Origin of the sequence: Streptomyces sp. NPDC056361 (assembly GCF_042262805.1) — a bacterium.
In the GTDB taxonomy this organism is placed as follows: domain Bacteria; phylum Actinomycetota; class Actinomycetes; order Streptomycetales; family Streptomycetaceae; genus Streptomyces.
On the sequence record NZ_JBHJQI010000005.1, the window covers coordinates 1 to 18,358 of the forward strand.

18 protein-coding genes are annotated in these 18,358 nt (G+C 74.1%); 6 read left to right on the plus strand and 12 right to left on the minus strand.

Annotation, left to right across the window (positions count from 1 at the left end):
- Positions 1-51 precede the first annotated feature (51 nt).
- The gene (locus tag ACFCY7_RS02565) at positions 52-678 is read right to left on the minus strand and encodes a TetR family transcriptional regulator (RefSeq protein ID WP_376480609.1); all 627 of its coding nucleotides are present in this window, start codon (positions 676-678) and stop codon (positions 52-54) included.
- 237 nt (positions 679-915) lie between these two features.
- Here ACFCY7_RS02565 and ACFCY7_RS02570 point away from each other — a divergent pair, with 237 nt between their 5' ends.
- From ACFCY7_RS02570 to ACFCY7_RS02580, 3 genes are all read left to right on the plus strand, one after another.
- Positions 916-2,235, plus strand: a complete 1,320-nt coding sequence (locus ACFCY7_RS02570; protein WP_376480610.1) for a glycosyltransferase family 4 protein — start codon at positions 916-918, stop codon at positions 2,233-2,235.
- 106 nt (positions 2,236-2,341) lie between these two features.
- A complete protein-coding gene (locus tag ACFCY7_RS02575; RefSeq protein ID WP_367825505.1) occupies positions 2,342-3,076 on the plus strand; it encodes a class I SAM-dependent methyltransferase in 735 nt (244 codons plus the stop codon).
- Entirely contained in the window at positions 3,073-4,161 is a 1,089-nt protein-coding gene (locus ACFCY7_RS02580) for a prenyltransferase (RefSeq protein ID WP_376480611.1), read from the plus strand. Before ACFCY7_RS02575 ends, ACFCY7_RS02580 begins: the two co-directional genes overlap by 4 nt.
- 9 nt (positions 4,162-4,170) lie before the next feature.
- Here the strand turns inward: ACFCY7_RS02580 and ACFCY7_RS02585 are convergent, their stop codons facing one another.
- The 3 genes from ACFCY7_RS02585 to ACFCY7_RS02595 form a co-directional block, all read right to left on the minus strand.
- Positions 4,171-5,070, minus strand: coding sequence for a hypothetical protein (locus ACFCY7_RS02585; protein WP_376480613.1), 900 nt, complete (start codon positions 5,068-5,070; stop codon positions 4,171-4,173).
- A gap of 93 nt (positions 5,071-5,163) precedes the next feature.
- A complete protein-coding gene (locus ACFCY7_RS02590; RefSeq protein WP_376480615.1) occupies positions 5,164-5,556 on the minus strand; it encodes a hypothetical protein in 393 nt (130 codons plus the stop codon).
- The gene (locus ACFCY7_RS02595) at positions 5,553-6,581 is read right to left on the minus strand and encodes a helix-turn-helix domain-containing protein (protein ID WP_376480617.1); all 1,029 of its coding nucleotides are present in this window, start codon (positions 6,579-6,581) and stop codon (positions 5,553-5,555) included. Before ACFCY7_RS02595 ends, ACFCY7_RS02590 begins: the two co-directional genes overlap by 4 nt.
- A 264-nt stretch (positions 6,582-6,845) precedes the next feature.
- Between ACFCY7_RS02595 and ACFCY7_RS02600 the strand changes: the two genes are divergently transcribed.
- Positions 6,846-7,394, plus strand: coding sequence for a hypothetical protein (locus tag ACFCY7_RS02600; protein WP_376480795.1), 549 nt, complete (start codon positions 6,846-6,848; stop codon positions 7,392-7,394).
- Between the two features lie 8 nt (positions 7,395-7,402).
- On the opposite strand, the gene ACFCY7_RS02605 is transcribed toward ACFCY7_RS02600, so the two are convergent.
- From ACFCY7_RS02605 to ACFCY7_RS02615, 3 genes are all read right to left on the minus strand, one after another.
- Positions 7,403-8,413 carry an LLM class F420-dependent oxidoreductase gene (locus ACFCY7_RS02605; RefSeq protein ID WP_376480619.1) on the minus strand — a complete coding sequence of 337 codons (1,011 nt, stop codon included), beginning with the start codon at positions 8,411-8,413 and terminating at the stop codon, positions 7,403-7,405.
- A gap of 114 nt (positions 8,414-8,527) precedes the next feature.
- The gene (locus ACFCY7_RS02610) at positions 8,528-9,388 is read right to left on the minus strand and encodes a DUF5336 domain-containing protein (protein WP_376480620.1); all 861 of its coding nucleotides are present in this window, start codon (positions 9,386-9,388) and stop codon (positions 8,528-8,530) included.
- Between the two features lie 108 nt (positions 9,389-9,496).
- Positions 9,497-10,414 (minus strand): N-acetylmuramoyl-L-alanine amidase, encoded by a 918-nt coding sequence (locus ACFCY7_RS02615; RefSeq protein WP_376480622.1) that lies wholly within the window; start codon positions 10,412-10,414, stop codon positions 9,497-9,499.
- Between the two features lie 382 nt (positions 10,415-10,796).
- Between ACFCY7_RS02615 and ACFCY7_RS02620 the strand changes: the two genes are divergently transcribed.
- The gene (locus ACFCY7_RS02620) at positions 10,797-12,578 is read left to right on the plus strand and encodes a hypothetical protein (RefSeq protein WP_376480624.1); all 1,782 of its coding nucleotides are present in this window, start codon (positions 10,797-10,799) and stop codon (positions 12,576-12,578) included.
- Positions 12,579-12,642: 64 nt separating this feature from the next.
- On the opposite strand, the gene ACFCY7_RS02625 is transcribed toward ACFCY7_RS02620, so the two are convergent.
- From ACFCY7_RS02625 to ACFCY7_RS02645, 5 genes are all read right to left on the minus strand, one after another.
- Positions 12,643-13,275 (minus strand): class I SAM-dependent methyltransferase, encoded by a 633-nt coding sequence (locus ACFCY7_RS02625; protein ID WP_376480626.1) that lies wholly within the window; start codon positions 13,273-13,275, stop codon positions 12,643-12,645.
- A 131-nt stretch (positions 13,276-13,406) separates the two neighbouring features.
- A complete protein-coding gene (locus ACFCY7_RS02630) occupies positions 13,407-13,811 on the minus strand; it encodes a DUF4259 domain-containing protein (protein WP_376480627.1) in 405 nt (134 codons plus the stop codon).
- Between the two features lie 74 nt (positions 13,812-13,885).
- On the minus strand, positions 13,886-14,467 hold the full coding sequence (locus ACFCY7_RS02635; protein ID WP_376480629.1) for a hypothetical protein: 582 nt from the start codon (positions 14,465-14,467) through the stop codon (positions 13,886-13,888).
- Positions 14,468-14,521: 54 nt separating this feature from the next.
- Positions 14,522-15,043 (minus strand): MarR family winged helix-turn-helix transcriptional regulator, encoded by a 522-nt coding sequence (locus ACFCY7_RS02640; protein ID WP_376480631.1) that lies wholly within the window; start codon positions 15,041-15,043, stop codon positions 14,522-14,524.
- A 64-nt stretch (positions 15,044-15,107) separates the two neighbouring features.
- Positions 15,108-15,998 (minus strand): NmrA/HSCARG family protein, encoded by an 891-nt coding sequence (locus ACFCY7_RS02645; protein WP_376480633.1) that lies wholly within the window; start codon positions 15,996-15,998, stop codon positions 15,108-15,110.
- A 155-nt stretch (positions 15,999-16,153) separates the two neighbouring features.
- Here ACFCY7_RS02645 and ACFCY7_RS02650 point away from each other — a divergent pair, with 155 nt between their 5' ends.
- Positions 16,154-18,349, plus strand: coding sequence for an acyl-CoA dehydrogenase (locus ACFCY7_RS02650; RefSeq protein WP_376480635.1), 2,196 nt, complete (start codon positions 16,154-16,156; stop codon positions 18,347-18,349).
- Positions 18,350-18,358: the final 9 nt, after the last annotated feature.

Genomic DNA, 18,358 nt, shown 5'->3' on the forward strand with positions numbered 1-18,358 from the left:
CGGCGGCCGGACCGCCGGGGGCCGGACCGCCGGGGGCGCGGGCGGCACCCGTCAGGACGTCTCCGGCTCCGGGGCCGTGAGGTCGATGAGCCGGCAGACCGTCTCGATGTCGATCTTCACCTGTGCGATCGACGCGCGCCCGGACAGCCAGGTGATCAGCGCCGAGTGCCAGGTGTGCTCGATCACCCGGACCGCGGAGAGCTGCGACGGAGTGGGGTGGTCGGCGCCCATCGCGTCCAGGATGATCGCGGTCGTCAGCCGCGAGACCGTGTCGACCTCGGGGCTCACGCTGCGGTCGGCGAAGGTCAGCGCCCGCACCATCGCGTCGGCCAGCTGCGGCTCCCGCTGGAGCGCGCGGAACGCCCGCATCAGGGTCTCCGCGACCCGCTCGGCCGGGGCGGCGCCGGCGGGCGGCCGCTTCCGCAGGGTGGTGTGCATGTGCTGGAGCTGGTCCTGCATGGTCGCGACCAGCAGGTGGATCTTGGAGGGGAAGTAGCGGTACAGCGTCCCCAGGGCCACCCCGGCCGCCTCGGCGACCTCCCGCATCTGCACGGCGTCGAAGCCGCCCCGCGCCGCGAGCTGGGCGCTGGCGTTCAGGATGCGGCGGCGCCGCGCCTCCTGGCGCTCCGTGAGGGGCGGCGATGCGGGTCTGTGGTCCGCTCTGTTCTCTGCGGTCATGAGGTCCCGTTCCGTGCGGTGGGGAGCGACAGTAGCGGTGCCGCCGCCGTGGCGCGAATCACCTGTTCCGGCTCTCACGGCGGAGCTACCTGCCGGTAGATTCTGTCCTCCCCGGAGGATCGAGAAGACCGGTGGGCGGCCGGGCGAGAAGATCCCGAACGATCAAGTCTGTAACTTGTTCTAGATTAGCGCGAGCGGTTACGCTCCGGCGAAACGCACGCTCGAAGGGGGTCGCGCATGACCGCTGAGGCCATAGAGGCAGGCCCCCGACAGGGCGTCACCGCGGCCGGTGACGGACCGTTGCGGATCGCTCTCCTCACGTACAAGGGGAACCCGTTCTGCGGCGGGCAGGGCGTCTACGTCCGGCACCTGTCCCGCGAACTCGCCCGTCTCGGACACTCCGTCGAGGTCATCGGCTCCCAGCCGTACCCCACCCTCGACGAGGGCGTGCCGCTCACCGAGATAGCGAGCCTCGACCTCTACCGCTCGCCGGACCCCTTCCGGACGCCGAAGCGCGAGGAGTACCGGGACTGGATCGACGGACTCGAGGTCGCCACCATGTGGACCGGCGGCTTCCCCGAGCCCCTCACCTTCTCCCTGCGCGCCCGGCGCATGCTCGCCGCCCGGCGCGGCGACTTCGACGTCGTCCACGACAACCAGACCCTCGGATACGGGCTCCTCGGCGGCGCCCGCGCCCTCGGCGCACCGCTCGTCGCCACGATCCACCACCCCATCACCGTCGACCGGCAGCTCGAACTCGACGCCGCCGCCGACTGGAAGCGCCGCGCCTCCGTCCGCCGCTGGTACGCCTTCACCCGCATGCAGAAGCGGGTCGCCCGCCGCATGGAGTCCGTGCTCACCGTCTCCGGCACCTCCCGCCAGGAGATCGTCGAGCACCTCGGCGTCCGCGAGGACCGCATCCAGGTCGTCCACATCGGCGCCGACACGACCCTCTGGTCCCCGGACCCGGCCGTCGCCGAGGTCCCCGGCCGGATCGTCACCACCTCCAGCGCCGACGTCCCCCTCAAGGGCCTCGTCCACCTCGTCGAGGCGCTCGCCAAGCTCCGCACCGAGAACCCCGACGCCCACCTCGTCGTCGTCGGCAAGCGCGCCGAGCAGGGCCCCGTCGCCGCGGCCATCGAGCGGTACGGGCTCGAAGGCGCCGTCGAGTTCGTCAAGGGCATCAGCGACGCCGAACTCGTCGACCTGGTGCGCTCGGCGCAGGTGTCCTGCGTGCCCTCGCTGTACGAGGGGTTCTCGCTGCCGGCCGCCGAGGCCATGGCCACGGGGACGCCACTGGTGGCCACCACCGGCGGGGCCATCCCCGAGGTCGCCGGGCCCGACGGCGAGACCTGTCTGGCGGTGCCGCCGGGCGACGCGGGGGCGCTGGCCGCCGCGCTGGGGCGGGTGCTGGGCGACCCCGAGCTGCGCGCCCGGCTCGGTGCGGCGGGGCGGGCACGGGTGCTCGCGAGGTTCACCTGGGCGCGCGCGGCGCAGGGCACGGCCGAGCTGTACCGGGAGGCCGTCGCCCGCCAGGGTGCGGGAGTCCGCCGGTGACGGCGCGCCGCCGTCGCCGGGCGCAGTCCGGCGGGTGGGTTGTGCCCACCCGTTCCGCCCCGGCGGAACGCTTGCCCACAACCTTCAACCCCGAAAGCAGGATCTCGTGCTGACCGTCGACTTCACCCGCTTCCCGCTCGCCCCCGGCGATCGTGTGCTCGACCTGGGCTGCGGTGCGGGCAGGCACGCCTTCGAGTGCTACCGGCGCGGCGCGCAGGTCGTGGCCCTCGACCAGAACGGCGAGGAGATCCGCGAGGTCGCCAAGTGGTTCGCGGCGATGAAGGAGGCCGGGGAGGCCCCCGCCGGGGCGACCGCCACGGCCATGGAGGGCGACGCGCTCAACCTGCCCTTCCCCGACGAGTCCTTCGACGTCGTGATCATCTCCGAGGTCATGGAGCACATCCCGGACGACAAGGGCGTGCTCGCCGAGATGGTCCGCGTCCTCAAGCCGGGCGGCCGGATCGCGATCACCGTGCCGCGGTACGGCCCCGAGAAGGTCTGCTGGGCGCTCTCCGACGCGTACCACGAGGTCGAGGGCGGCCACATCCGCATCTACAAGGCGGACGAGCTCCTCGGCAAGATCCGGCAGGCCGGGCTCCGGCCGTACGGCACCCACCACGCGCACGCGCTGCACTCGCCGTACTGGTGGCTGAAGTGCGCCTTCGGCGTCGACAACGACAAGGCGCTGCCGGTCCGCGCGTACCACAAGCTGCTGGTCTGGGACATCATGAAGAAGCCCGCCCTGACCCGGGTCGCCGAGCAGCTGCTCAACCCGGTCGTCGGCAAGAGCTTCGTGGCGTACGCGACCAAGCCGCACCTCCCGAAGGCCGACGCCAAGTGACGAGCCCCGAGCGGATCGCGGAGCACCTCGTCCTGCCCGGGGTGCTCACCGCCGAGCAGGCCGCCGAGACCGTCGCAGGCATACTCGCCGGGCAGCGCGAGGACGGCGCCATCCCGTGGTTCCGCGGACACCACCTCGACCCGTGGGACCACACCGAGGCCGCCATGGCCCTGGACGCGGCCGGTGAGCACGCCGCGGCCGCCCGCGCCTACGAGTGGCTCGCCCGGCACCAGAACGGCGACGGCTCCTGGTACGCGGCCTACCAGGACGGGGAGGCGGACCGGGTCACCGACCGCAGCCGGGAGTCCAACTTCGTCGCGTACATAGCGGTCGGCGTCTGGCACCACTACCTGTCCACCGGCGACGACGCCTTCCTCGACCGGATGTGGCCCGTCGTCTACGCGGCCGTCGAGTTCGTCCTCGGGCTCCAGCAGCCCGGCGGCCAGATCGGCTGGAAGCGCGAGCCCGACGGCACGGCGGTCGAGGACGCGCTGCTCACCGGCAGCTCGTCGATCCACCAGGCACTCCGCTGCGCCCTCGCCATCGCCGAGGTCCGCGAGGAGGCACAGCCCGACTGGGAGCTGGCGGCGGGGGCGCTCGGCCACGCGATCCGCCGGCACCCCGAACGCTTCCTCGACAAGTCGCGCTACTCGATGGACTGGTACTACCCGGTCCTCGGCGGCGCGATCACCGGGCCCGAGGCGCAGGCCCGCATCGACGCCGACTGGGACACGTTCGTCGTGCCCGGCCTCGGCGTGCGGTGCGTCGTGCCGAACCCGTGGGTCACGGGCGGCGAGTCCTGCGAGCTGGCCCTCACGCTCTGGGCGATGGGGGAGTCCGACCGGGCCCTCGCGGTCCTCCAGGACATCGGGCACCTGCGGGCCGAGAACGGCATGTACTGGACGGGGTACGTCTTCGAGGGCGACGAGGAGGCCGACAAGGCCGTCTGGCCCGAGGAGCAGACCAGCTGGACCGCCGGCTCCCTGCTGCTCGCGGTCGCCGCCCTCGGCGGCGAGGAGGCCACGGTCGCCGTCTTCGGCGGCGAACGTCTCCCGGCGGGCCTCGAACCGGACTGCTGCGGCTGATCCGGTACCTCAGGTCGTGGGGAACGAGATCCGGATCCGGTAGCGCTTCTCCAACTCGTCGATCTTCTGGGGGAGTTCGCTGCGCACCCGGGTGATCTCGGCGGAGTTCGAGACGCGGAACGCCGCCGCCGCCTTCGCGCGCAGCGGCTCCCGCGCGGCCTCCACGGGCTTCATGCAGGTCGCGTAGACGCTCCCCAGACCACGGGCGGCGGTGGTGTCGGCGGCCTGGAGGCGCTGGTCGACGAGGGTGAGGAAGGCCGCTTCGTCGCGGGCGTTCACCTGGTGGGCGGCGAGGCAGTCGCCGAGGCCGGCGTAGGCCTGCCGGACCGCGGGCGCCCGGTCGACCGAGGCGACCTCCGCGAACCAGCCCGACTGCAGCCGGGCGTAGACCGCGGCGAGTTCCCGCCCCACGGCCCTTCCTTCGGCGAGACACCGCCGCGGTTCCGGGCCGAGTCGGGCGGACGGGTCCGTCGTGGGTCGCGTCGCGGGCGGCGTGCCGGGGACGGCGGTGCCGCCCCCGAAGCCGTGGGCGTCGAGGAAGTCCAGGTCGGGCAGGCCGGAGTACCGGGTGAACATCGGCGGCGGCGAGTCCGGCACGGGCACGCCGAGCCGGCGCGCGCACCCGTCGACCGCCCATGCGGCGGCCAGCCGCCCGAAGGCGTCCAGGCCCTGCGTCCACCGGGTGCCCTCGCCCGTCGTCGGCAGCACCAGGGACACGGCGTCCGCCGGCATGGCGTACGACACCGGGGCGGGCGTGGCGGCGGCGTGCGGCTGCGGGGCGTCCGGGGCGGGGGCGCCCGGGGCCGGGGTGGCCGTGCAGGCGCCGAGGAGGACGGGCAGGGCGGCGGCGCACAGGGCGGCGGCTCGGAGGCGGCCGGGACGGTGCGAGTGGCGGGCGGGACGAGGCATGGCCGGCGCGACCTCCGTGGCGCTCGGGGCGGGACGGGGGGCGGGGGGGGGGGGGGGGCCCCCCCGCTGGGGGGGGGGGCCCCACGCCCGGTGTCAGTGGGTGATCTGGACGTAGTCGCCGCCCTCCCAGCGGCTGGCGACGCTGAACGCCCGGCCGCTGGTGAGGCCGGAGACCAGGACGACCTGGTCCAGGCCGTACCAGCCGTCCTCCACGTAGACGTAGCCGCGCGAGCCCTGGGTCCAGGTGCCGGAGGCGTTCTTGTAGTAGCCCGCGTACTCCTCCCAGCCGAGGTTGGTGTCGTCGGCGTAGGTCAGGTTCAGGTCGCCGCAGCCGGAGGCGGCTTTGTACGCCACCGTTCCGACGCCGCCGGTGCCCGTCGTGATCCCGGTCGTCACGCACCCTGCCGCGGAGGCCGTGGGGGCGACGGCGACCAGGGAGGCGGCGGCGATGCCCGCAGCCGTGAGAGCGGCCAGTACCTTGTTCATGAGGGAGCTCCAGAAGAAGAAGTGCCGTGACCTGTCGGGCCGTTCGCCGCAAGGCTCACACGCGGCCCGGTTCCGGGTATTGGACGAAAACGAGCTCCGGTCGATCCGGTCGACCTGAGTGATCCGGGCGACCTGGTCGATCCGGATGGTCCGGGCGATCCGTTCCGGCAGCCGGTCAGCCACGCGCTCGTCCGGTTGCCGGCGGCCAGGAAGCGGCCCGGCGGCAGTCCCGTCATCGCGCTGAACTCGCGGCTGAGGTGGGACTGGTCGTAGAACCCGCACGCGAGCGCGGTGTCGGCGGCCCGCTCGCCCGCCGCCAGCTCCCGGATGGCGCGGTTCAGCCGCAGGACCCGGGCCAGGCTCTTCGGGGCGAGCCCGATCTGCTCGCGGAACCGGTTCTCCAGGTGCCGCAGGCTCCAGCCGGTCCGGTCGGCGAGTTCCCGCACGGGCACCGTCCCCGCCGTGAGGCCGAGCAGCCGCCACGCCTCCAGGACCGCCGGTGAGGGTTCGTGCTCCGGCGCGACCTCCGACGACCAGCGCAGCAGGGTCTCGTCCAGCAGGGCGAAGCGCCGCCGCCAGTCGTGTGTGGCCTCCAGTGCGGCGGCGAGGTCCCGGACGCGGCCGCCGAGGACGTCGGCCGGATCGGTGACCGTGTCCGCGAGCTCGCGGAGGGAGGTACCGAAGAGCCGGTACGCCGCCCACGGGGCGAGGGTGACCTCGATCCCGTGGAGGTCACCGCGGTGCCCGAGCACCCGGGCGCGGGTGTGCAGCCCGGACACCACCGACCTGTGCGCGGGCCCGGCGGTCCCCGCCCCGCCCGGTGCGGCTGTCCGGGCGAGCCGCAGCTCGCCTCCGAACCCGATGAGCAGCGACACCCGCCCGGTCGGCACCACCACGTGCTCCTGTGCCGTTCCCGCCCTCGACCGGAAGCCCCGGTACACCCCGACGCCCGGTCGCAGCCGGGCGTCGGGGTTCGCGTAGAACCACTGGCATCGTCCACCCGCGTCGCACACCTGGTGCCTCATCCTGGATACCCCCTGAGCCCCGAATCGTCCGGAGCCGTCCTGAACCTCCGGTCACTGTCGGATCTCCGGGGGCGGCGGGGCCAGGAACCGCGGTGTCCCGGGGACGGGTCGGGACGTCCCACGGTCGGGACCTGGGGGGACGGTGGGAGCGAGGGGACGCGCGGGCGGGCCGCGGGCCCCGTTCGGAGTCACCCGGGTGGCGGGCCCGGGGGGCCGGGGTGAGGCTGGCGCCACAGTCCTCAGGGAGGTCCCGTCTTGTCTGTCGTGCCCAGAACCGTCGCGCGTGGCGTCGTGGCGCTGCTCCTGTCCTGCACCCTGCTCCTGACGACCGCCGCGTGCGACGGCGACGACGCGGCCCAGAGCGCGGGCACCACCGTGACCCCGACGAGCACGAGCACCTTCGAGCAGCAGAAGCTGGCGAAGACCCGCTTCGTGGCCAACGCGGGCCTGGCGGCGGGCGCCGCGTACCAGTGGATCGTGAAGCCGTACCGCGCGGGCAAGTTCCAGAAGGGTGCCGACGGCCGTACCCTCGCGCTGGTGAAGGCGGGCCTCGCGGGCGCGTTCACCTACAACCGGCTCAAGGCGGCCGTGAACAACGCCAAGGGCGACCCGCTGCTCTCGAAGGCGGTCGCGCCGCTCTCGGCGGGGATCGAGTCGCTGAAGGACCTCGGGACGAAGCTCCGCAAGGGCGAGGCGGGCGCCGCCGACGTCGGCGCCTTCGAGAGCGTCATCAACAGCGTCAAGGGCGCCGGCAAGAGCGCCGGCGCCGAGGTCGTCGACAAGGTGCCCAGCGCCTCGCAACTGGGCGGGTAGGGGCACCCTCAGGCGTTGAGTTCCGCGAGGACGCGGAGCGTGGCGGGGTCCGGTGACGTGACGAGGAGGTCCGTCACCGGGCCCCGCCGCCACGAGTCGAGCCGTTCGGCGATCCGCGCGCGCGGGCCGACGAGCGAGATCTCGTCCGCGAAGGCGTCCGGAACGGCGAGCACGGCCTCCTCGCGCCGCCCGGCCGCGAACAGCTCCTGGATCCGCCCGGCCTCCTTCCCGTACCCCATCCGCCCCATCAGGTCGGCGTGGAAGTTGCGGGCCGCGTGTCCCATGCCGCCGATGTAGAAGCCGAGCATCGCCTTGACCGGCAGCAGGCCGGCCGCCACGTCGTCGCAGAGCTGCGCCCGGACCATCGGGGCCACCAGGAAGCCCTCCGGCAGGCTCTCGGGGAGCGCGTACACCTCGGCCCAGCGGTCGGGCGTCCAGTAGAGGGGCAGCCAGCCGTCGGCGATGGCGAGGGTCTGCGCGACGTTCCTGGGCCCCTCGGCGCCGAGCAGGACGGGCACGTCGGCGCGCAGCGGGTGGGTGATCGGCTTGAGGGCCTTGCCGAGGCCGGTGCCGTCCGCGCCGGAGTACGGGTGGGAGTGGTGCCGCCCGTCGAGCCGGACCGGGCCCTCGCGGCGCAGGACCTGCCGGACCACGTCCACGTACTCGCGGGTCGCGGTCAGCGGGGAGCGGGGGAAGGGCCGGCCGTACCAGCCCTCGACGACCTGCGGCCCGGACAGGCCGAGTCCGAGGAGCAGGCGCCCGCCGGAGAGGTGGTCGAGGGTGAGCGCGTGCATCGCGGTCGTCGTCGGGGCGCGCGCGGCCATCTGCGCGACGGCCGTGCCCAGCCTGATCCGGTTGGTGTGCGCGGCGATCCAGGTCAGCGCCGTGAAGGCGTCCGAACCCCAGGCCTCCGCCGTCCACACCGAGTCGTAGCCGAGCCGCTCGGCCTCCCGGGCGAGTTCGAGGTGGGCCGGCGTGGGGCCGCGGCCCCAGTAGCCGAGGGCGAGTCCGAGTCGCATGCCCCGCAACCTTTCTGACGATCCATCAGATAGTGCGGGCACTGTACGGCAACGGCCCCCCGCCCGGAAGTGATTCCGGACGGGGGGCCGTCGCCTGCGGGATGCGCGCGCGACCTAGCCGCGCTGGATGCCCGTGGTGTCCTGGAGGACGCCGCGGCGGCCGTCCTGCGTCTGGGCCACCAGGGCCGGACCGCGCTGCTCGACCGCCAGGTACCAGGTGCCGGGCGCCAGTTCGGCGATCGGCGCCTGCGAGCCGTCCTCCGCGTACAGCGGACGGGCGACCGGGACCGCGAACCAGAACGGCGCGAAGTCCGCGGCGGGCGCCGCCGGCTGCGGGGCCTGGGCCTGCGGCTCCGGCTGCTGCGGGGCCTGCGGCTGCGGGGCGGCGGCCTGCGCGCCGAACGGCTGGCCCGCACCCTGCGACGGGTCCTGCGGTCCGCCGTACTGCGGGTGCTGCGCGCCCGGGTAGCCGTAGCCGCCGGGAACGCCCGGCTGACCCTGCTGACCCGGCTGCATGCCGTACGGCTGCGGGGCCTGCGGGCTCGGCGCACCGACCAGCGGCGCCTTCAGCGCGGGCACCAGCGGGCCGGCCACCGCGGCACCGGCCGCGACCAGGGAGGCGATCAGGCCGAGGATCAGGCCCGCACCGGCGTTCGTCGCCTCGAAGACCCACATCAGCAGGGTCCACGCGGAGGCGACGGTGAACGCGGCACCCACCTGGTTCAGTTCCAGGCCGACGACCTTGCGCTGCTGCGGCAGGCCGTGGGAGACGACCACGAGGGCGACGCCGGCGATGCCGAGGAAGAAGGAGCCCCAGCCGAGCGGCGACACCTCCCACGAGTTCGGGGTGTCGATCTGGTCGCAGATGGACGCCGGGCCGTCACAGCTGGCGTAGCCGAGGAACGAGGCGATGAACAGCACCACCGCTGCACCGATCAGCACGCCATCGCCTCGGGTGAGGGAGCGGATATTCACGTAAGAGTCCTTCGTCGTTCGTCGGTCGTCGCGTCGGGGGGTGGCACTCGGGGCCTCGCGGCACGGGGGCGGCCCCATCGTACGGAGCGAATCTATCGCTCGCCGGTTCTACCCCTCGAGGTAGGTCGCGATGCCGTCCGCGATGCCCTGTGCCGCCTTCTGCCGCCACGTCGGCGACGTGAGCAGCCGCGCATCCTTCGGATCACGCATATTGCCGCATTCGACGAAGACCTTGGGCACGGTTGACAGATTGAGGCCGCCGAGATCGTCGCGCACGTCCAACCCCGTACCTCCGGCGAGGTAGTTGGCGGGGGACGTTCCGGTCGCGCGCGCGAACCGGTCGGCGATCCGCTCGCCCAGCGCCCGCGACGGCGCCACGATCGGCGCGGTGTCCGCCGCGTCGCCGCGCACCCGTGCGGGAAGGATCACATGGAAGCCGCGGTGGCCGACCGCCGAACCGTCCGCGTGGACGGAGACCACGGCGTCGGCGCGGGCGGCGTTGCCGATGCGGGCCCGCTCGTCGATGCACGGACCCCACGGGCGGTCGGCGTCGTGGGTGAGCACCACCTTCGCGCCGCGCGCCGTGAGCAGGTCCCGCAGCCGGTGCGAGACGTCGAGCGTGAACGACGCCTCCGTGTACCCCGCGTCGGTGGAGGTGCCGGTGGTGTCGCACTCCTTGCGGTTCGTCCCGATGTTCACCTTCTGGTTGATTTCCGTGGAATGACGGAAATTGCCGGAGTTGTGACCGGGGTCGATGACGACGGTCCGGCCGGCCAGGGACCCACCGCCCCGGGACGCCGGCGCGGACGCGGGCGAACGGGTCGGCGTCGGGGCGGAGGCCAGCGGAGGACGGGACTGACTGCCCTGGGCCTCCCGGGTCTCCTGGGCTTCCCGGGTCTCCTGGGCCTTTCCGGAGGACGGGGCGGCCTGAGAGGCCGCGCATCCGGCGAGCACGGCGCAGCAGCCCGTGGCTGCGAGGGCGAGGGCGAGGGTACGGCGGGCGGTGTTCCGGTGGTCGTACGGCACCCAGCGACTCTAGGCCCTGGGCGGCGCGAATTCCCGCAGGGCGAAGGTCGCAGGTTGGTCACCGCTTCCCGGAACCGCGGACGCGTGTGCGGGGACGGTGAAGGGTAGGTGAGAAGAGCGACGGTGGGGTGTCACCGCGCATGGACCACGAGGGGGAACCGTGGTGGGGGAAGAGCCGAACGACGCACGTCCCGAACCGTCCGACCGCATTCCGGACGACAGAACCTTAGACCCGGCGGGCCCGGTGGCCCCGGCAGACCCGCGGACTCCGGCACCGGCCGCGCCGCCCGCGCCCGAGGGCCCGCCACGAGCCGCCGAGCCGCCGTGGACCGCTCCGAACCTGACGAAGCCCACGACCCCGGCACCGACCTCGGCCGCTCCCGTGACCCCGGCCGCGCCCGCGGCTCCGGCCGCGGCTCCGGCCGCTCCCGGGACGCCCACGCTCGCGTTCGGTGCGGCGCCCGGCGCGGTGCCCGGCGGTGGGGGCGAGGTCCCGCCCGGCCGCGGCGAGGGGGCCGGGCCCGCGCCCGCACCCGGCTGGTCGGGCGGCGGGGTCGCGGCGCCGCCGCCCGGGGCGCCGCCCGGCTACGGGCCGCCGCCGGGATACGGGCCGCCCGGATACGGTCCGCCGCCCGGGTACGGGCCGCAGCCGCCCGCGCAGCCGCGCGGGGAGGCGAACGCGGCGCAGGCCGCGATGATCGGGCTGCTGAACCTGTCCTGCCTCGGCCTCGGGTACGTGCTGCTGCGCAACTGGGTGGGGGCGGCGCTCTGCTGGCTCGCCACGGCCGCGCTGCTGGTGTTCGCGCTCCCCGCGGACGTCGACGGCGTGCCCGTCGGGGTCCTCGCCGGCTACGGCGTCTTCCTGCTGGCCGCCGCCGCCGACGGGGCCCGGCGCGGACTGCGCGCCACGCTGCGGATCGGCGCGTCGCTCCGGCGCCTCGCGCTGCCGCTCGCCCTCGTGCTCCTGGCCGTGCCCGCGGGCGGTTCGCTCGCGTACGGGGCGGCGCGGGACGAGGCGAAGGAGCAGGCGCTGCTCGAACTGCTCGCGGCGGCGGACGCCCTCGTGAAGTCCGCCGACGGGCTCGCCTTCGACAAGGCCGAGCCGACCTTCCGCACGGCGCTCTCCACGTACGAGGACCTCGGCACGCGGCACGCGGGGTCGCGGGCCGGGAAGCTGGTCCCCGAGCGCCTCGACGCGTACTACGCGACCGTCTCCGCCCCGTACGGGAAGAAGCGGTACTGCGAGGCCGTCCCGCCGCTGAAGCACCTGCGGGGGCTGGCCGGCACGGTCGACAAGGACCTCCTCGGCTCCCGGCCCGCCAAGACCGACGATCCGCTCGCCGAGTCCCTCTACGAGTGCGGGACCGCCGCGCTCGGCGTGCAGACGGCCGACCCGACGGCCAGCGAGAGCCTCAACGAACTCCTGAAGACCTTCCCGAAGTCGAGCCACGCGACCCGCGTCGAGCCGGCCGTCCGTGCGGCGATCAAGACCCGGAAGACCGCCCTCGCCGGCGGCTCCGCGCCCTGCGACACCACCGCCGAGCTGCGCGCGCTCCGGTCCTCCCTCGACAACATGTCGGACCCGTCGATCCAGGGCGCCGCGAAGGAGGCCGCCGACGCGGTGCAGACGGGCGACTTCGCCTGCGGCACCTCCCAGTTCAAGAACAAGGACTTCGCCGCCGCGATCACGACCATGACCGACTACGCCAAGGCGTACCCGAGCAGCCCGCAGGCGGCGCACGCCCGCTCGATCGCCATCGCGGCCGAGATCGCCGACGAGGAACCGGCGGCCGGCAAGAGCCTGCCCCCGGCGGACGTCCCCGGCGGCAGCCGGATGGTCATGGTGGTGAGCAACGACGGCCCCGGCGAGGTCGAGCTGCTCTACACCGGCCCGATGACCGGCAAGGTCACCCTCAAGGCGTGCGGGACCTGCACCAAGTACCCCGGTCCGATCTTCTCGAACGGCGAGAAGGTCAAGGCCTGCACCGGGCCGTCCTCGAAGTACCCGAAGGCGACCCTGCTGCTGCCCGCCGGCGACTACCACTTCCTCCAGAAGCGGACGTCCACCGGCACCGCGACCGCGGGTGACACCAAGTCCAGCAAGGCGAAGATCGAACCCGGCTACAGCTACACCAACTGCCTCTACGTGACGTCCGGGTACTGACCCGGCGCGCCCGGACGGGGCGCGGGAGGCGGCACGGCGGCGGCACGGCGGCGACCGGCCCGGCTCAGCCCACGCGGCGGAGCACCCGCAGCGAGTCGGTGACCGAGACCTCCTCGAAGTCGCCCGACTCCAGGGCGCGGAGGTAGATCCGGTACGGGGCCTGGCCGCCGTCCTCCGGGTTCGGGAAGACGTCGTGGATGACGAGCAGGCCCCCGAGGGCGACCTTGGGGGCCCAGCCCTCGTAGTCGTTCGTGGCGTGCTCGTCGGTGTGCCCGCCGTCGATGAACACCAGGCCGAGCTGCCCGCCCCAGGCCTTCGCGACCAGCGGCGAACGGCCGACGACCGCCACCACGTGCTCTTCGAGGCCCGCCTTGTGGAGCGTCCGGCGGAAGGTCGGCAGCGTGTCCATGAGGCCCACCTCCGGGTCCACCACCGTCGGGTCGTGGTACTCCCAGCCCGGCTGCTGCTCCTCGCTGCCCCGGTGGTGGTCCACGGTCACCGCGACCGTCCCCCCCTGCCGCGCCACGTCGGCCAGCAGGATCGTCGACCGCCCGCAGTACGTCCCGACCTCCAGCAGCGGCAGCCCGAGCTTCGCGGCCTCCGCGGCGGCGTCGTAGAGCGCCAGCCCCTCCACCACGGGCATGAAGCCCTTCGCCGCCTCGAAGGCGGCAAGGATCTCGGGAGTGGGCTCGGACATGGTGACTCCTACTGGCGGGTACGCGGCTACGGGCGCCCATCGTGCCCTACCCGCCGCCCGCGAACCACACCCTCCTCCGACCGGCCCTCCCCGGACGGTCGTCGGACGGTCCCGCCGGGGAGTCGTCCGGGTCAGGCCCCCGCCAGGACCGCCCGCAGCTTCCTGACGCCCGTCTTCCACTCCTCGCCGTCCGACTCCTCCCAGAGTTCCAGGAGTTCGGAGGGCTCGGTGAGGATCCGGTCGAGGGCCGCCACGGCCTCCGGCCGCAGCTCGGCCGGGAGGGGCGGCAGCGGGTCCTTCGGACCGTACGAGGTGGTGACCGGCTCGCCGCCCGGGCACTGGGCCGCGAGCAGGGCCGCGGAGGCGATGGCCTCGTCCGCCAGGTCCGCGTCCAGGTACGCGTCGCCGGTCCCGATCACGTCGCGGAAGGCGGTGCGCAGGACGTCCGCCTTCTTCTCCGCCGGCGCCTCGTCCACGCGGTAGGAGAAGTCGGCGGCGGTGTCGTTGTCGAAGGGGCCGATGTCCCAGGTGCCCATGGCGTGCTCGCTCTCACTGTCGTGTGCCCTGCTGTACCGACAGCCTGGCAGGCACCACTGACAACGGGACCGGCTCAGTCGTCGACGCCCAGGTCGGCGCGCATCGACTTCTTCATCGCCCCCAGGTAGGGCCAGACCTCCTCGTGGAGCCGCGCCTCCATGGCCGCGATCTCCTCCGCGTGCGCGGCGAGGTCCGTCCCGTACTCCCTGATCTCGCTGTACGCGCTGTTCAGCCGTCGCTTGACCGCGCTGGAGGCGCGCGCCACCGGGTCCGGGACGATCATCTGCGCCTCCGCGTAGACGTCCCGGTAGGCCAGTCGGCCCGCCTCCAGCTGCTCCAGGGACTCGACGGCGTCCTCGCCCCGGCGGAGTGCGTGGAGGTGGTTGTTCATCGACGTCAGGTACTGGCGCGTGGCGGTGTTCAGCGCGATGTAGCAGGTGCGCCGGCGCTCCAGGCTCTCGCGCTGCGCCTGCCGGGCGTGCTCCACCCGGAGCACCTCCTCGGCGTGGCCGCGCTCCTCGCGCCGCTGCTCGGCGGCGGCCTGGAGCTCCATGCGCTTGGTGCGGTCCGCGCGGTTCTGCGTCAGCAGCGCGGCCCCCAGCGTTCCCGCCACGCCCACCACGGCTATCAGTAAAGCGGTCCAACTCGCGCCCATCTCGCCCCCCGTGTGCGGCTCGGTCTCCGCGGGGATGCTGCCACAGCTCCGGGGTCAGGGGCGCGGCCCTTCCAGGTTTTCGATCATGCGCTCCAGGACGCGGACGGCGGTGCGGTACTCGTCCGTCGTGATGCCGTCGACGGACCGGGTGCGGAACGCGGCGACGTGCGACGCGACCTCGGCCAGCCGGTGGCCGCCGTCGGGGGTGAGGGCGAGTCGGCCAGGGGCCGGGCGGGTGGCCCAGCCGTCGGCGAGGACGGTGTCGACGGCGGCGGTCAGGGTGGGGGCGTCGGCGTTGGCCGAGAGGACCGAGTGGACCTCGGCGTCCGTGGTCCCGTCGCCTTCTCCGACGAGGTTGAGGACCTGCCAGGCGACGCGGGTGAGCCCGAACTCCGCGAGCGTGCCGTCCATGACGCGGGTGAGGGCCTCGTCGGTGCGGTTGAGTAGGTAGCCGATGGGCTTGGCCTTGGGTTCCATGCGGGATCTCCTGTGAGCGACGTCGGTGCCGGCGGCGACCGTGGTGACGGCCATGACGGCCATGACGGCCATGACGGCCATGACGGCCATGACGGCCATGACGGCGGTGACGGCCGTGACGGCCGTGACGGCGGTCTCTGCGGTCTCTGCGGTGTCGGCGGGGTCAGTGGTGAGCGGGCTCGGGCGTGGGTCCTGGCGTGAGTATGGCCGTCCAGTCCTGGATCCGGGCCCAGTCGCCGAAGCTGTGCCAGCCGATCTCGGGGAAGTCGCGGCGGAGTCCGGCGACGTCGACGTCGAGGCCGGACGTGGTGAAGTACGAGAACATCGCGGCCAGGTCCGTGGACCGGGTGCGGACGTAGGCGAGGGGGACCTCCTCGTAGGTCACCGGGCGGCCCAGGGCGGAGGCGAGGACGCCGGTCATCTCGCCGGGGGTGCGCTCGTCCGACGCGATGTCGATGCGCAGGCCCGCGAGGTCCTCCCGGCGCTGGAGGGCGAGGGCGGCGAAGGCACCGATGTCCCGCGCGGAGATGAGGGCGAGGGGGCGGTCGGCCGGCATCGGCCAGGCGAAGGTGCCGCCGCGCAGGCCGTCGGCGGTCCAGCCGCCGGTGTAGTTGTCCATGAAGGCGGCGGGGCCGATCACCGTCCAGGGCGTGCCGGAGGCGCGCAGGTGGTGCTCGATCGTCCGCTTGCTCTCGTAGTGCGGGACGCCGGTGTCGCGGTCGGCGTGGGCGACGGAGGTGAGGACGACGTGGCCCAGGCGGGCGGCGGCCGCCGCGTCGACGAGGGACGTGCCCTGCCGGACCTCGACCTCGGCGCCGCCCTCGAAGGCGGTGACGGCGAACAGGGAGTCGGCGCCCGCGAGGGCGGCGTCGAGCGAGGAGCGGTCGTCGAAGTCCGCGAACCGCACCTCGGCGCCGAGGACGCGCAGGGCGTCGGCGGCGGGGGAGTCGGGGCGGCGGGTGAGGGCCCGCACCCGGTGGCCCGCGGCGAGCAGGCTGCGGGCGGTGGCTCCGCCCTGGGCTCCGGTGGCCCCGGTGACGGCGACGGTGAGCATGGGATTCCTCCTCGACAGTGACAACACGAGTGACTGTGCAACGCATTCTCTGCGTCACGCAGAAGACTCTACCTCGAATTCCCCTGCGTCACGCAGGCTTTTCCCTCTCGTTTCTGACCTTCCGTCAGAATGGAACGTGTTCTAGTCTGCGGCGCATGGGCATCGCCATCACGCACGAACAGCGGGAGCTCGCCCGATCCGTCCGGGGCTGGCTCGCACGCGCCGTACCGCCCGAGGAGGTCCGCAAGCACCTGGACGTCCCCGACACCGCGACCGGCCGGCCCGCGTACTGGGACGCCGCCGCCGAGCAGGGGCTCCTCGGGCTGCACCTGCCGGAGGAGTCAGGAGGCGGCGGAGGCGGGCTCGGCGACCTCGTCGTCGTCGTGGAGGAAGCGGCGCGGGCGCTGCTGCCGGGGCCGTACCTGCCCTCCGTGCTGGCCGCCGAGATCCTGCACCGGGCCGGTCGGACACGGACGGCCGGGGAGATCGCGCGCGGGGAGCGGATCGGGGCCGTCGCGCTCGGCGGGACCGGGACGCTGACCGCCGTACGGACCGCGAGCGGATACCTCCTCGACGGCACGGCGCCCCCCGTCCTCGGCGGCGCCCAGGCGGACCTGGTCATCCTGCGGGCGGCCACCGCGGACGGCAGCGTCCTGCTCGCCGTCGACACCGAAGGGCTCGCCGTCCGCCCCCACGAGAGCGCCGACCCGACCCGGCCGACCGCCGAGGTCACCGCCCGCGCCACCCACGTCCCCGCCGCCCGCGCACTCGTCTTCGAGGACCCCTCCGGCGGCACCGTGCCCGGCACCGGGCTCGTCCACGACCTCGCCGCCGTCCTCCTCGCGGCCGACGCCTGCGGCACCGCCGCCCGCGCCGTCGAGACCGCCGCCGAACACGCCAGGAACCGGGAGCAGTTCGGCCGGCCCATCGGACGGTTCCAGGGGGTCAAGCACCTCTGCGCCGACATGCTCGTACGGCTCGAACAGGCGCGGGCGCTCACCTGGGACGCCGCCGGGGCCGCCGCCGGACACGACGGGGCCCGCCCGCTCACCGCCTCCCTCGCCGCCGCCACGGCCCTCGACGCCGCGTACACCTGCGCCAAGGACTGCATCCAGATCCTCGGCGGCACCGGCTTCACCTGGGAGCACGACGCGCACCTCCTGCTCCGGCGCGCCGTCGTCGCCCGCCAGCTCCTCGGCACGGGGGACCACCACCGGCTGGCCGCCCTGCGCCACGCGGCCGCGGGCGTACGGCGGGAGCTGCGCACGGAACTGCCGCCGGAGGCCGACGCCTACCGGGCGGCGGCCCGCGAGGCCGTCGCCCCCGCCGCCGGGCTCGACCCGGCCGCCGCCCGGCGCGCCCTCGCGCCCACCGGCTACGCGGCGCCGCACCTGCCGGAGCCGTACGGGCTCGGCGCGGGCCCGGTCCGGCAGCTCGCCGTCCAGCGGGAGCTGGACGAGGCCGGGATCACCGTCTCCGGCCTCGGGATCGCCACCTGGGTCGTCCCGTCGCTCCTCGCCCACGGCACCCCCGCGCAGCAGGCCGAGCACCTCGGCCCGACCCTGCGCGGCGAACGCCTCTGGTGCCAGCTGTTCTCCGAGCCGGGGGCGGGTTCCGACCTCGCCTCCCTCCGCACCCGCGCCGAGCGCACGGAGGACGGGCGCTGGCGGATCAACGGGCAGAAGGTGTGGACGAGCGCGGCCCAGTGGGCCCATCACGGCATCCTGCTCGCCCGTACCGACCCCGCCGCCCCCAAGCACCAGGGACTCACGTACTTCCTCGTCGACATGCGGAACACCCCCGGGATCGACGTCAGGCCGCTGAAGGAGATCACCGGGGACTCGCTCTTCAACGAGGTCTGGTTCGACGACGCGGTCCTCCCGGCCGACGCAGTCGTCGGCGAGGTGAACGACGGCTGGCGGGTCGCCCGCAACACCCTCGGCAACGAGCGCGTCCACATGGCCGACCAGGTCGCCTTCGACACCGGCCTCGAAGCGCTCATCGACCGGGCGGCGAGGGAGGACAGCTCGGTCCGCGTACGGGTCGGGGGCCTGCTCGCCGAGGCGCACGCGCTCGCGTGCATCGGCCTGCGGACCACCCTGCTCCAGGTCTCCGGCCTCGAACCGGGCGCGGGCGCCAGCGTCCGCAAGCTCGTCCAGACCCTCCACCAGCAGAAGCTCGCCGAGCTCACCCTCGAACTCCTGGGCCCCGAGGGCGCGGTGCGCGAGGGCCCCGGCGAACGGGCGGTCCACGGACTGCTCATGTCCCGCTGCCTCACCATCGCGGGCGGCACCACACAAGTACAGCTCAATGTCGTCGCCGAGCGCCTGCTCGGACTGCCGAGAGACTGAGGGGGACCG

Excerpts from the sequence above, each read along its gene's own strand:
- ACFCY7_RS02650 (WP_376480635.1), top strand. The coding sequence starts at position 16,154 with ATGGGCATCGCCATCACGCACGAACAGCGGGAGCTCGCCCGATCCGTC.
- ACFCY7_RS02590 (WP_376480615.1), bottom strand. The coding sequence starts at position 5,556 with ATGAACAAGGTACTGGCCGCTCTCACGGCTGCGGGCATCGCCGCCGCC.
- ACFCY7_RS02625 (WP_376480626.1), bottom strand. The coding sequence starts at position 13,275 with ATGTCCGAGCCCACTCCCGAGATCCTTGCCGCCTTCGAGGCGGCGAAG.
- ACFCY7_RS02645 (WP_376480633.1), bottom strand. The coding sequence starts at position 15,998 with ATGCTCACCGTCGCCGTCACCGGGGCCACCGGAGCCCAGGGCGGAGCC.
- ACFCY7_RS02630 (WP_376480627.1), bottom strand. The coding sequence starts at position 13,811 with ATGGGCACCTGGGACATCGGCCCCTTCGACAACGACACCGCCGCCGAC.
- ACFCY7_RS02640 (WP_376480631.1), bottom strand. The coding sequence starts at position 15,043 with ATGGCCGTCATGGCCGTCATGGCCGTCATGGCCGTCATGGCCGTCATG.
- ACFCY7_RS02565 (WP_376480609.1), bottom strand. The coding sequence starts at position 678 with ATGACCGCAGAGAACAGAGCGGACCACAGACCCGCATCGCCGCCCCTC.
- ACFCY7_RS02605 (WP_376480619.1), bottom strand. The coding sequence starts at position 8,413 with ATGCGACTCGGACTCGCCCTCGGCTACTGGGGCCGCGGCCCCACGCCG.
- ACFCY7_RS02595 (WP_376480617.1), bottom strand. The coding sequence starts at position 6,581 with ATGAGGCACCAGGTGTGCGACGCGGGTGGACGATGCCAGTGGTTCTAC.
- ACFCY7_RS02570 (WP_376480610.1), top strand. The coding sequence starts at position 916 with ATGACCGCTGAGGCCATAGAGGCAGGCCCCCGACAGGGCGTCACCGCG.
- ACFCY7_RS02585 (WP_376480613.1), bottom strand. The coding sequence starts at position 5,070 with ATGCCTCGTCCCGCCCGCCACTCGCACCGTCCCGGCCGCCTCCGAGCC.
- ACFCY7_RS02635 (WP_376480629.1), bottom strand. The coding sequence starts at position 14,467 with ATGGGCGCGAGTTGGACCGCTTTACTGATAGCCGTGGTGGGCGTGGCG.